The 14,144-nt window shown below is 34.6% G+C and carries 13 protein-coding genes; 1 reads left to right on the plus strand and 12 read right to left on the minus strand.

The features are described 5' to 3' along the window. Positions 1-5: 5 nt before the first annotated feature. From DW761_RS14730 to DW761_RS14755, 7 genes are read right to left on the minus strand one after another with little or no spacing between them, the layout of a single operon-like run. Positions 6-251 carry a hypothetical protein gene (locus DW761_RS14730; RefSeq protein WP_117453148.1) on the minus strand — a complete coding sequence of 82 codons (246 nt, stop codon included), beginning with the start codon at positions 249-251 and terminating at the stop codon, positions 6-8. Further along, positions 244-4,149, minus strand: coding sequence for an FtsK/SpoIIIE domain-containing protein (locus tag DW761_RS14735; protein WP_117518576.1), 3,906 nt, complete (start codon positions 4,147-4,149; stop codon positions 244-246). Before DW761_RS14735 ends, DW761_RS14730 begins: the two co-directional genes overlap by 8 nt. After that, on the minus strand, positions 4,115-7,171 hold the full coding sequence (locus DW761_RS14740) for a hypothetical protein (protein WP_117518577.1): 3,057 nt from the start codon (positions 7,169-7,171) through the stop codon (positions 4,115-4,117). The genes DW761_RS14735 and DW761_RS14740 overlap by 35 nt, the downstream gene beginning before the upstream one ends. 1 nt (position 7,172) lies before the next feature. Further along, positions 7,173-7,319 carry a hypothetical protein gene (locus DW761_RS21055; protein WP_158552210.1) on the minus strand — a complete coding sequence of 49 codons (147 nt, stop codon included), beginning with the start codon at positions 7,317-7,319 and terminating at the stop codon, positions 7,173-7,175. Then, positions 7,312-8,328, minus strand: a complete 1,017-nt coding sequence (locus DW761_RS14745; RefSeq protein ID WP_117518578.1) for a hypothetical protein — start codon at positions 8,326-8,328, stop codon at positions 7,312-7,314. The genes DW761_RS21055 and DW761_RS14745 overlap by 8 nt, the downstream gene beginning before the upstream one ends. Before the next feature lie 49 nt (positions 8,329-8,377). Then, entirely contained in the window at positions 8,378-8,902 is a 525-nt protein-coding gene (locus DW761_RS14750; protein WP_158553820.1) for a serine/threonine protein kinase, read from the minus strand. After that, positions 8,895-9,890, minus strand: a complete 996-nt coding sequence (locus tag DW761_RS14755; RefSeq protein ID WP_117518580.1) for an FHA domain-containing protein — start codon at positions 9,888-9,890, stop codon at positions 8,895-8,897. Before DW761_RS14755 ends, DW761_RS14750 begins: the two co-directional genes overlap by 8 nt. A gap of 335 nt (positions 9,891-10,225) precedes the next feature. Between DW761_RS14755 and DW761_RS21495 the strand changes: the two genes are divergently transcribed. Next, positions 10,226-10,582: a hypothetical protein gene (locus DW761_RS21495; RefSeq protein ID WP_233513110.1), complete on the plus strand. Its 357-nt coding sequence runs from the start codon at positions 10,226-10,228 to the stop codon at positions 10,580-10,582. 183 nt (positions 10,583-10,765) lie between these two features. Here the strand turns inward: DW761_RS21495 and DW761_RS14765 are convergent, their stop codons facing one another. The 5 genes from DW761_RS14765 to DW761_RS14785 form a co-directional block, all read right to left on the minus strand. After that, on the minus strand, positions 10,766-11,464 hold the full coding sequence (locus DW761_RS14765) for an ABC transporter ATP-binding protein (RefSeq protein WP_117453141.1): 699 nt from the start codon (positions 11,462-11,464) through the stop codon (positions 10,766-10,768). Next, on the minus strand, positions 11,448-11,816 hold the full coding sequence (locus DW761_RS14770) for a GntR family transcriptional regulator (protein WP_117453140.1): 369 nt from the start codon (positions 11,814-11,816) through the stop codon (positions 11,448-11,450). The genes DW761_RS14765 and DW761_RS14770 overlap by 17 nt, the downstream gene beginning before the upstream one ends. A 12-nt stretch (positions 11,817-11,828) precedes the next feature. Next, positions 11,829-12,026, minus strand: a complete 198-nt coding sequence (locus DW761_RS14775) for a hypothetical protein (protein ID WP_117453139.1) — start codon at positions 12,024-12,026, stop codon at positions 11,829-11,831. After that, positions 12,026-12,778, minus strand: coding sequence for a hypothetical protein (locus tag DW761_RS14780; RefSeq protein ID WP_117518582.1), 753 nt, complete (start codon positions 12,776-12,778; stop codon positions 12,026-12,028). Before DW761_RS14780 ends, DW761_RS14775 begins: the two co-directional genes overlap by 1 nt. Positions 12,779-12,964: 186 nt before the next feature. Then, entirely contained in the window at positions 12,965-14,140 is a 1,176-nt protein-coding gene (locus DW761_RS14785; protein ID WP_117518583.1) for an ABC transporter permease, read from the minus strand. Between the last annotated feature and the right edge of the window lie 4 nt (positions 14,141-14,144).

Consider the following 14,144-nt stretch of genomic DNA (forward strand, 5'->3'; position numbering starts at 1 on the left):
CCTCCTTAAATTAAAATGATATAGGATGCTGTATGTAAACCACTTTGGGCAACACAGCAATCCATTGCCAAAATCTTCTGGTCATTTTCATGATACAAATAAAACTGTTTCTGTATTGGTATTTGTTTCTTTTCGATATATGCAATACATACATCCATACAATCCTGAAGCTTTGCCTGTAATGGCAGATAGATGCTTAGGGAGGTCTGCACGAACGGGATGTACACCTCCACAAGAATACGATCATCCATATGTTATATCCTCCACTAACTGGATGATGTGGTAATTTCCATCTTTCCATAAGATTCCCATCCTTTCTTCGATATGTTCTTCATTAAAGTAAGGTAAATGTAATGTATATGTGGCAGCATTCAGGTTTGCGCCATTCCATAAAATGGTTTTTCCATGTAAATTACAGGAATCCGGGATTTCATGAACAGCATACATTTCTACCTGACATTCCTGTTTCATTATGGCTTTTAAAAAGGGCACATAAAATGTTTGATCACACAACAACACCACTTCCTCTTCTTTTAGAAAGATATCTTCCTTACTGATGACATGTTTTCCAATATAAACATGTCCTTTTTTCTTTTTGACAGTGATATGTTTTGGTAATACAGGTATCTGCTGTCGTTTTGTTTTTGCTTTCACAGTTGCTTTCACACTTTGAAATTGATAAATCTGGTTTTCTTTTTCAAAGATTCCTCGTCCACATATCTTTTTAGGTAATATTTCACATTGATGAAACAGTACATGATAATCATCTTTTTCTTCCATATAGAAACAATAGATATCATGCAGATATGTTTTGATCTGATAAGTCAATGCATAAGGATCCTGAAGTCCTAGACAAATGTAAATACCAAAGCTTGCGCCTTCTTTTAGTAGCATACGTATATCTTCCATATAGGTGGTATCTTGTATATTTACCATTTCATAATGCTGGAAAATACAATAGACTGGTTTTGTATATCCTTGTTTTTTACGTAAATGCAGTTGTTTTTTTATCTGATAAAAGAAACTTTCCATCTTTTCTTTATCTTCATAAATGATGACATCATCTACTGAAGGATACTCTTTCCTACAATGGTCTAATATGTAACAATCCGCATCCATTTGTTGGATTGAGGACAATATGGCCTGTAGAAAGTATGCTTTATCCTCTTCTCTGGTGCCGATATATGCAAAATGCTCCTGATGTAGATGTAATACAAAGCGTTTTTGATGCATTGGGTCATCAACCATCCCCAACATGTATGCTTCTGTTTGTTCCATATCGTTAGAAAGTGGTGGTAACCACAGGGTAGTGGCTTGCTGGCTGCTTCTTTGGGCACATATTTGAATATGATTTACGATTGCCTCCAGCTGGGTCATTGTACTTTTCGTTTTTTCTTCTACAGCCTTTTCAAATAATGGTTCTCCCGTTGGTGAAATAATGCTGATCTGACGATGGGCAAATGGCTCATGCTTTGTTTTTTCATAATAGGGAGCATTCGCCCATGCACCCATTCCCTTTACATACCATTCATCATAGCCCACCTGTAAATAAAACATTCCGGCTTGTTTCAAGTAAATGGCGTCATCTTTTTTCAACATTTCCACACTATCCATACGATCCGCAACCTTTAAACATACATGAAAGCGTGCATTACTCCAGATTTGATCATCCACAATGCCACTTGGTTTCTGGGTAGCCAATAATAAATGAATACCTAGACTTCTGCCAATACGTGATATCTTTTTTAAATCTTCCATAAATTGTGGCTGTTGTTGTTTTAATTCCGCAAATTCATCTGCGATAATCAAAATATGGGATAATGGCTCTGATACTACGCCTTCTTTATATAACTGTTGATATTGATCGATATGCATTACATGCTTTTGGCATGTTTCCTGCATTGCTTTAAATATCTTCTGCCGTCTAGTAAGTTCACTTTGAATTCCCTGAATGGAACGCATGATCTGATCATTATCCAGATTGGTCATGACACCTGCAACATGTGGCAGTTTTGAAAATGCCTGTGACATGCCTCCTCCTTTATAGTCAATTAATACAAAACTGAGTTGTGAAAGAGAATAAGAAACTGCTAACGATAAGATCAAAGTCATGATCCATTCACTTTTACCTGAACCTGTCATACCGGCAATTAAGCCATGTGGTCCATGAAAATGTTCATGTAAATCCAAAGAAATCGTTTCTTGATGTTCATTGATGCCAATGAGGGCTTCTAAAGAAGAAGTTTGTTTTTTCCAGCGTTCAAGAATCTGCAGCTGTTCGACATTTGCACATTCATACAAGTCTAAAAAGGTAAATGAAGCAGGATAACCTTGTTTCTGCTGGGTGGGAAAATGATATGTATGATACTTGGAAATGGTATCTTTTATTTCCTGTCGACTGGCTAAATGCATGGATAACTGCTCATTTTGAAGCATTAGATGGGCATCATCCATAAGCTGGATGATCTGCTCACACTTGGGATGTAATAATTGTAGATATGGTGCTATTTGAAAATATACTACCTGTTCCTCTTTCAAAAGATACGATAAGTAATCCATGTTTTGTTCCAGATGCCGATCAAATGAGAAAATCATTAAATAATCTTCTTCATCTTTTTCTTTCCACCATTGTTTTAAAGCATAATTCACCTGTTTTCCTGTTTGTTTATCACAGACGATAAAACGTGTTTCTTCAAAATATACAGCTGGTAAAAAGCCAAGGGCATAGCGTTTTATGAAACCGATATCTGCCAGAATACAGAAAGTGATATGTTCCCGATGATGCAGTAAATAAATCTGTAACATAATATTCGCAAGAAATTGCTGGCATAGAGCTTCTTCACCATAGATGCCAATTTTATGATTGCATCGACAATTAATCGTGATATTTTGATCATGCAGTCTAGTAGTATTTTGCATAAACTCATGATATGCATCCCAACAGATACTTTCTTCATGAATGGCTGGTTCTACATTACTGTGAAGATGAATGTCTGCATCACAATCTCCTTTTCCTATCGTAATATGTAAAAAGTTATGATCATTTGGCAGACGATTATGCAGCTTCCATGGTGCTTGATTCAACATTCTTAAGGCATCTTGTGTATCTTCATATCGAGAAGCTCTGCTGTGGCATTCTTTTTGTTGGTATGCCTTGATTTTTGTACGCATGTTTTCAAGATAAGAAAGATATTGGCATTGTTGGATGCTTGCTTTTTTCTTATGTTTTCGTTTTTCATAAATACGTGTCATGATTGGCCAAAGCATCATTGTACAAGCCATACTTCCACTCATGATGAGGGTTGGCAAAATACTGGTAAAGGATTCATGATTAGCTTTCATTGAAGTCACGCTGACGATTGCCATTGCCATAGAAGCGATTCCCATGATAAAGGAGGGTCCTGCACTCATAAAGAATGGTGTATCATCCACTTGTGATATTTCCTGTGGTAGTTCTATCGTTAGTTCCAATGGTTCTATTGTAAAGGTTTCATGAACGGATGGAAGAATATCTTGTGGAGTGAATGGATGTATGGTATGTACTTTTTCTTTTCCTTCCTCCATATGGATATTCATCGTGTCCTGTAAAACAACCAATAGTGTATCCTTCCCCATAATAAACAGATATTGCATTATCTGTATGCGATCTCCAGGATGAAGTTTTTCATGATTTATTCGTAATGCATTCACATATAAGCCATTGCGACTTTGTTCATCTTTGATAAACCAGGCATTGTTTTGATAATATATGCTGGCATGATGATGAGAAATCATTGTATCCTGTATGTATATATCGCATATTTTATGACGACCGATTTTATATGTTTTTGATGGTTCTAATGCATAATAACGATATTGAAATGTATCTTTTTGAATATATAAAAGATATATCAAATCATGATCATGGCGTATACACAGTTGTTTGTTTTTGGTTAATGGATAATACTTAGGAAAATCAATGGGAAAGTCACATTGTGGATTCTTCAACAAACACCATTCATTGTCTTGTCCACACACCTCCATGATCGGCATATGATGTTGGTTTTTTTGTCTGTACAGCCAGAATCTTCCAATCGCTTGTGATGGCAATAAACAGGAATCAATATGGGTAGGACTAAGAATGATGATTTCTGCGTTTTCGCAAGCCATACCAGATCGTACCTGTAATCACAAATAAAATACCTGTTAATGAATAGATCATAATATCACTTTTATTTTCGTTTTCTTCCAGTTGTTCACTCATTTGAATAGAATCCTGCTGTTTGGCAGTTTTTATTTCTTCTTTTACCTGTGCTTCTTCAAGTGGGGTGATGATCTGATTAAATTCTGTGACATTGCCTGCCTCATCCTCCGCTTTCGCATAGATATGTGTTTCATGATCCAGCATAATCAGATAATATGCATAACCGTTTTCATCATATTTGATTTGATTTACATCTATTTCCTTGCCATCAATCATTATTTTTGTAAAATGTTCATGGCTTCGTTTATGACTATCTTTTTGATCAATGTATAAAGAAATCTGAGAATGAATCATTCCATGATCTAGTATTTGATATGCATGATCAACATCATAAAGTGATATGATAGGAGCCTGTTCATCTATAGTGAAATGATATGGTGGTAATTTCCAGCGATTCATTGCCTGATCTCTTACATCCACCTCTAACTCATAATCACCTTCCTCTTTGATTGGCTGATTCCATAAATAAGGTTGTACTTCCCCATTACGTTTTAATGTCCAATGTACCACAGACAATTCCTTTTGATCATCTTTGATAGCTGGCGTATAGGGAGCATGATAGATGGCATCCTTTTCATTTTCAAAATGGATATTCGGCTTATAGTTGTCAATCACAAAGTCATACTGTTTGGAAGTAAGATTTCCTGCCAGATCACTTGCGTCAATCACTAATTTATATTGATGCTTTTTTCCATCTTCTTTTCTAATATACAACTGCACTTCATTGCCTTGCAGCTGTTTAAAGAACTGATCATCCTCATACAAAGTAGCTATTACCTGATTTAGCCATAAATCACTGATGGATGATTGTATTTGAACATCTTTATTGGTGATATAGGGAAGAGCATTATGAAAGGGCTGATGATTGATCGTTGTATTGATATTGGGTGCGATAGGATCATAGATCAGATGCAAAGAGTCAGTCGTGGTTATATTTCCCGCAAGATCTTTTGCGCTTAATCGAATATCATATTCTCCATATCCCTGTTCCATCAAAGAAAGCTGTTCACATATGGCTTGTGTTCCTTCATATGTTTTTGTTTGGCTGTTTCTTGTGATCGATAGTGTATAGTCAGATAAATAATCATCTGATACAGCATATTGAATCAATGGATGTTGATTCGTGATAGGAGCACTTAATGCCTGTAAAGATAACTTTGGTGCCTTTTGATCAATGATGAAATGATCACTTCCACTTGTTTGATTACCGGAAAGATCAAATATTTTCCAGTTGATATCATACACGCCGTCTTTTTTTATCTGATAGCGTAAAGTATCCTGTTTGTTATCTTTGGGATGTAATTCATCAATGACTTTTCCATCCCGCATAATTTGTATTATGCTGTTTTCTTCATCTAAATATAGATCACTTACATTCCAGCAAAGCATTCTGGCATGATTTAAATACTTTGTATCCTCATGATCATCATATGTATAACTTACTGTTGGTGCATGGTGGTCAATGACAAAATCTACTTTTTTTATCGTTCGATTAGATGCCAGATCACTTGCGCCTACTTCAATTTCATATACACCTTCCTGTTCAAATTTTGGATATGCAATGTATTGGTTACCCTTTTGTGTCCAGTTGAGGACTAGCTCTTTTTCCTTGCCATCCTTTTTCATAACCGCCCAATATTGATCGATATGCTCTTCTGTAATCATAATGGGAAATGTGACACTGTTTTTTTGATATTTATCGATTTTCATATCAATAACAGGTGCCATTTGATCAATTAATACTTCCCCTAAATCCTGTTCACAGACATGATGAACCTGATCCACAAAATAGTAACGGATATGATGGCTTCCATCACTTAAAGAAATGGTATATGATTCACGTGGTTCATTGAGAAATTGTTTTTTATCATCTATTTCAATATAGCTTTCTTCATAATTTAAATGTGGTTCATCGATTTGAAAACGCAGTTGAAGTTCATGATCATATATTGGCTGTAGATTTGTGATTTCTTCCTTACCTTCAAACAGATGAAGAATTGGTGCACTTTGATCAATCGATAATTCCACCTGATCTTTTACCATATTGCCACAGTTGTCCACAATCTCATAACGCAATACATGCTCGTTTTCACCCATAATGGAAAATGTCATATATTGTCCATTTTCGTCACTTTCCCAGGCAACCTCCTGTAAAACATCATTGATATAAATCTTAGATGCAGCGATATCCAGATGCTCATCTACTACATATAAACGAAAGGTTCCATCCTGCTCCATGACTTGTGGTTCCCATTTTACACCATCTTTCATTAATGTAACCTGTGGCAAGGTATCATCTACTAAAATTTCTTTATCATAGACAGCCTGATTCCCATAGGCATCTTCCATTTCAAAATGAAATTGATATGATCCGTTTTCTAATTGTAATTGAAATTCCTCCTGTTGTTTTAACCAAGAGATGGTTTGCTCTACACCATCTTTTTTTACGCTTGTAATCACTTGCTTTTGATGTTGATCAAAAAATTGAAAAGTAATCAAAGGGTGTGTAGAATAGGTATCTTGTAAAGCACCACATTCTTGTTTATCTTCATAGAATTTTATGGAATATGGTGTAGTATCCTTATCAAAGGCTGGTGTCAGAAAGCTTTCTTCATCAATCTTTAATTCGTATTGTACATCATCACCATCCAATACCTCTACCTGTCCAATCCAGCCATTTTCTACTTTCTGCCATGTGATCGTTTTAATTTCTTTCATATCCAGGTTTGATGATTTCACAAATAATTGGGCCTTATCCTTTTTATCATCGTCTACTAAAAAGCTTAAATTCGCCTGTTCATGATAACTTTCTTGTATTTGTGCACCATTGATCAAAAACATCTGTTCCTTCGCAAATAGAGATGCATCCATACAATAAAGCGACATTGCGGATAAAATACAGGCTCCCGCAGTTTTGGTTTTTCTCAAGTTATTCTCCTTTCATTTCCTGTGTCTGTGCCATCAGCACTTCTTTTTTAGTTTTTTGATGCTGTTTATCAATGTGAGATAAAATGATATAAAATACCAGAATACAGGCAATCAGATATCCTAATTTTGCGATAAAATATTCACTCATATATCCTCCATTTCTCCATCAGATAATCAAGTTGTGATATTGTCTGTTGAATACTTTCTCTGATGGCATCTTCGTGTTTGATTTTCTTCAACAGTGTTTTCGCTTCCTGAAGCATATGTAGATGGGCATGTTTTTCTTCATCTGATATGCAGGATTCAAATGCATCCATGTATAGAGAGCTTAGTAACAGCAAATCCTTATCACTTTGCCATTCCTTCTCCAGTTTTTGGATATAGCCAGTCACGTCCTTATCCTTACGCTCTATCTGCCATACCACAAAAGCATATTGCACACGATGCATTTCATCCTGCATAGATGCTTCCTCATACAGTTGTATCAGCTGCATCCACATTGTTTTATCCAGATCATTGCTTAATTCATATAAATCAGCCAACAGTTCTTTATGTACGGATGAATCAGTGTCTGTTTCTTTTATGATCTGTGTATACAATGCACTAAGACTTCTTTTACAATCCTTTTTATCTAAGATATCGCCCAGTATTTGTCGATAAGATTGATCAAATTCACTCTTGGACCTCTGCAATAATTGATATGCAAAATGGGCAGTTGATAAATCTTTTAACGTCATACTTTCCAATACCAGATATTGTTTGATATCCGGATGTAAATCAAATGCTTCCTGTTCATACAATCTTTCGATATGCTGTAAAGCATCTTTTTTATTTGTATAAGATAGATATGCACGATAGGCATCGATTTGATCAGGATTGGCGCATATGGCTTTTTCAAATGCTTTTTGTCGTATCAAATCGTTATAGATTTGTTGTTTCTTATCTTCATAACAAAGCATGCAATATCTTGATACAAGAATCATCATTACCATAATTCCTGTTAAGAAGAATGAAGATATGTGTTTTTTATGATGTTTACTAAGCTTATCCAGCTGAAGTGCTACATCTGACATATCATGGATACATTGATTATGATCTTTCTGCGCACATCGCCATAAGAAGATGTCAATTGCTTCTTTTGGCTTTTGATCAGGCACAAAACATTGATGTGCTAAAACATAAAAAGTCTGTCCAAAACTATATACATCACATGTGGCAGTGGGCTTCTGCTTTTTTAACGCCGGTGCTCCATAGCCTGGGAGTTAATGCATATACCTTCTGATTTTCTTCACTGACACTGACACCAAAATCAATCAAATGCAAATGTTTCTGTTTATCACATATCAAATTCTGAGGTTTTACATCCAGATAATAGATACCATGATAATGAAGATAATCTAAAATATCACGAACCTCTTTCATCCATGTTATCAGCTGTTTCCTACTGATTTTACGACCTATGTATTGATCTAGGCTTTCCCCTTCGATATATTCCATAACAAAGCTGCCTTTTGGATCGTATTCAATCAAAGATGGAATCATGGGATGATGAAGTCCTGCCAATAAACAGGCTTCCTTTCGTAAAGCTGAAGCATATAACGCTGATTTTGCGTCATCTTTCTTACAGATTTTACAAGCATAGCGTTTTTTGGTTTCTAAATGTTCTACCAGCCATACCTGTGACATGCCACCTTTTCCTAATAAACGTATTTTCTGATATGTCTTACACATGCTCCTCCTCCTTTGAAAATGGTGATTGAAACTGGAATTCATGATTGGCAAAGCTGATGATATCTCCATGGTTTAATGTTCGTTCTTGAATTTTTTCATGATTCACGAAGGTTCCATTACTACTATTTAAATCTGTCAAAGTATTGCTTTTTGAATCAAATACGGCATGTTTGCCAGAAACAAATGTATCATTGATACATAAATCATTTCCCTTATCTCTGCCAATATGATATTCATCCTTTTGTACGATATAGATAGCTTTCGTTTTTTGATCAATGAATGAAGATTGATCATCTCTTCCAAATAACACCATCGTTTCCATAAATAATTCATCTTCAATAGGAGAATGCGGTTTTTGTATAACAGCTGGTTTAGGAAGTCCATTCACAACAAATGCGACTTCTTGTTTTTTAGGAAGGAATTTCGCATACCATGGTGCTTTTGGTTTATTCGCATCAAAAAGTCTATGTAGTCCCTGAAGAACATTTGGCAAGGATACTTCTTTACCTTTTAATTGTTCAACTAAGAAACCTGATATCGCATATAGATTTTCTCCTTTCAACACTTTGATCAGTTCTTTTAGAAACGCCTTACTCTGTTCACTTTGAAATACCCATTTATCCATCGTCAATGGTAATGCCATAAATTTTAAGATACCGCCATCATAGCTTAGGTAAATCAAATCACTTTGTAAGACAACCGGTTTATTGGTATTTGTTCTTACCAGATGCTCAAATAAATAAATCAGAAACTTCATTGCTTCATCTTCTTCAAAACGATGCATTTCCAAATAAGACAATAAATCTAAATAGCCGTTGGTATCATAATAGAACTTCACTTTGCTGTTAGGATCACGAATTACATTCAGGCAAGATGTATCTTTACACATCTGAGCCAAAACGTATTCATCAAAATCTTTTGCTTTCTTTAACGTTACTTCCACAAATCCATCATCACGCTTCTCCAATTTTTTGATTTCTTCTTCCAATTTCAACACCTCTTTTTTTATCCGTACAAGTATACATACGTAAAAAAATCTGAAAATCCTAAATTTTTAGTCATTTCACATATTTTCACATAATTAAAATGGTATAATATTCCTACCTCTGAAAGGAGAAATCGCCGATGAATAAAGCGTTTTTTAAACATTTTCAAATCCTATTCCTCATTTTTATCATTTTTATAAATTTAGGGACTTTTTTCTTTACTGCACCTTTATCACAAAACCTAAGTGATCTTGGAAATGCTCTGGGGCATAAATTTTACCTCATCGTTTGGGGAATCAGTGCCGCCCTATATTTTTTCATTTATACCTTTGCATTTATGAAAAAAAACCGATATTCCTATCGGCTTGGTTATCTTCTATTAATGCTCGCTTGTATTTTTATGGCCATATCGGTATGTATACCCTATGATCCTATGCATGCCCCCTTCTTCTCAAAATGGCATACACAGCTTGCGATGGCAGGAACAGCTGCTTATGTGATCTTGTTTTATCATATCCTGACAACCATCATGAAAAAAGATATCCCTTTATTTCAATACTGCGTGCGTCCGTATACCCTCCTTGTTGTATGTGATCTGTTGCTCTATCTTTTAAATAGTGGTGTATCCACCCTGCTTGAAACATCATTTACCATTATGATGAGCATTTTGCTTTATATATTTCTAAAAAAATAGAGAACGCATGAACGTCCTCTATCCAAAATTATGCATACGCATACATATGACTGCTGTTAGGATGCCTAAAAACATACAAGAAACCAGTTGAAATCTTAAATACCCCGCTACACCAAAAATCAGTGCTAAACTGGCTAAACTGATCCTTTTTTTCTGCAGGCTTTTATCCTGTTTCATAATCTTTTAGTATTTGAATTCCTCACGGAATAATTCATCAATTGATTTTCCAGTTTCTTGTCGCAACGTTTCTACATCTTTATCTAAAACAATATTGCCTTCTTTGATAAATACAACATTGCTAAAAATACGTTCGATATCCGCAATCAAATGGGTTGCGATTAAAATTGTCTGATTTTCATCATAATTTTCTAATATCGTATCCAAAATCACCTCACGTGCTGCAGGATCTACACCGCCAATTGGTTCATCCATGATGATAAGTTTTGCTTTACGACTCATCACAAGTGCCAGCTGAAACTTTTCTTTCGTTCCTTTTGACATAGATTTGATACGCATTTTATTATCAATTTTAAATTTATCCATGATTCTTTTGCATTTTGTTTCATCAAAATCATGATACATATCACGGAAAATTCCAAGCACATCATTTACCTTCATCCAATCAGAAAAATAAGGCTCATCTGGCAAATATGAAACAACTGCTTTGGATTCTGCGCCAACGCTTTTTCCATCAATTTTCACAACACCCTGATAATCTTTTAACAGACCTGTCATGATTTTTAACATAGTAGTTTTACCACTTCCATTTGGTCCTAATAAACCAATAATCTGACCGTTTTCTACGGTTAAATCAACATTGTTTAATACCTGTTTTTTTCCATAGGATTTATTTAATCCACATATTTCAATCAGCTTTTCCATTTTCGTAACGCTCCCTTATCATTTGTATGATTTCTTCTTCACTGCTTCCAAATTCTTTCATTTCATCCAGAAAAAGATCAATTTTTTCATTCATAACATGCTTTTTTAATACCATAATTCGTTCAGGATCTTTACAAATATATCGCCCGTTTGTTCGTTCACTTATAAACAAGCCATCCCGCTCTAATTCCTGCATTGCCCGCTGTACTGTGTTAGGATTTACACCAAATTCCACTGCCAACTCACGAACTGGCGGTACCTTCATTCCAGGCTGATATTCGTCTGTGATGATTCGTCGCTTACATTCATCTATGATTTGTAAATAGATAGGTATATTATCATCAAACTTCATTTAGACCACTCCTTAATATTCTCTTTTTTTCATAATATGCATCGTTCTCAACACTGCAAGAATAATGATTAGCAATACACCTGATCCTATCATCAGAAACACAAATCCCAGCTGTAGATAGTCGACCAGCAAATATCCGGTATATAAATACCAGAAAGTAAACATAAGAATCACCAGGATTGCCAACAGGTTTTCCTTAAAATCATGCATTATTCTAATTCCAGTTTGTGGTCTAAGATATAAACAGATCCAAAATAGAATGCAACCATTAAGATGGCATCTTCTACCATAGAAATATACTGTGATGCATTACTGCTTACAACATTCATTTCGCCTCCACCAAACAAGACGCTTACAGAATCTATTCCTATTACATAATTATTAAATAAAGAAATCACGATCGTAATAGCAAAGAATAATAAGACAGCAATGATTCCTCTATGACGGCGAATATAGTTTGTATGTGTCACATTCATCACAAAATAAACCATAGCAACTGATTCAATCGTACCAATCAACACCATGATGATATTCATTAGGAAATTGAAATCCATTTGCTGAAATACTTTACCAAATGCATAAAATAATTCAGATAACGTAAATCCACCTGCTTTGTAAGCCAATAAAACTCCAGCTAATACAATAACAATCATAGATAAGATAAACCATAAAGCAGAATTTAAGATTTTCACTAACAGGATCATCTTACTTGAAGCTGGCAGCGTCATCGTCAAATAGCCGGCTTTTGTGAACATCGATTGTTGATAAGTTCTGATAATCATCACAAATGTTAATATAAAAACCACAAAAAGCATAATCGTAAACAGAAGAGATACGATCATCATAATGATATCACTGCTTCTGGTACTAAAGAATAATGCAGATAATAATAAAATCGCATACGTAAATAAATAACTTCTATAAGAACATTTTAATTCATATTTCCATAATTTCCAAAACATAAAGCTCCTCCTCTTTTTCAAAGATGATGTATCATTGTATTAATCATCTAATACAATAGTACAGCAGATGATGGGATATGTCAATAGACTTATTCTAATTATTTCCAAATAAATGGATACTTTTATAACACATAGTTTTACTAGATTGTCTGAAAATTAAAAAAAAGGCTATGGTCACATTAGCCTTTATGCATGCAATACACGATGTAATTTACCTTCTCTAAACATCCATAAAACAAGAATTATATCTAAAATTATCCAGATGATCCAGTATTTTGTGGCTGCTGGTATGATCAATCCTGCAACTGACATAAATAATGGTGTGACGCCAGATGTATAATTGACAACATTTAAATGCTCACTAAAATACATTAAAAGATTGCTAGGAAAATAGCTGGCAATTTCATACCCGCCCATGTGGAATACCGCATAATATATTGGGAAAATCACAAAAATCAAGGATAATATCGCAGAAAAATATGTGTTTTTTGACTTTTGAGAAATAAATAAAATACTGATACATAGGGATATTGTCATGATCAACTGATTGATAAATCCTATCCCTACAAGCTCTTTAATGGAAAATACATAAGAAGCGATTAAACTCCCCTGTTGGTAGAAAAAGATGTCCCAATGAATACCGGTTGATTGAAAAATAGCATAAACAAAAGTAACTATTTTACATAAAATTGGGATACCTGTTCCTAATAATAATGCAAAAATAATTTTCGCCCCTACCGTTTTGGTAGTGATAGGTGAACATGCAAGATATGTATCAGTTTTTCCCTGTGCTTCCCGACTAAAGATATTCGCAAAAAGTACAGCAATCACAATCAATATGATCATATTTGTATAGTTTATGCGATCAACGATATTATTTTCTATATAATTACTTTGATATGTATTCGAAAGATTTAACAAGCGCCGATTGATTTCTTTTTTTGAAACTTCATCTTTTACCATGTCACATTCGCCTAACACACATGTGTTATTTTCTGATTGATATACGTAGTTCTTACGATTTAACATGATATCCTGTTCTGGTATATATTGATTAAGTATCAACCATAAAAAGTCATCTTTATACCCATACCTTATATTCACTTCATCTAAGGAATGAAATTTTAATTCTGGATTATCGATTAGATCATTGATCATTTCCAGTGTTAATGTATGGTCTTCATACGCCTTGTATACCTTTTTCCAATCAAAGAAATTCATATTGGTGGTCATTTCTTCATCTATATCACGGTGAGGGTTATAATGTATAGCATCGTTTTCGAAATCAGGAATCTTCTTATAGATGTCCTGGTAATTTCCTTCTAAACTTTTTTGCTTTTCTATAAGTTGTGATACTTCCATCCCA

The sequence above is a fragment of the Absiella sp. AM29-15 genome (assembly GCF_003434225.1).
Classification (GTDB): domain Bacteria; phylum Bacillota_I; class Bacilli_A; order Erysipelotrichales; family Erysipelotrichaceae; genus Hoskinsella; species Hoskinsella hominis.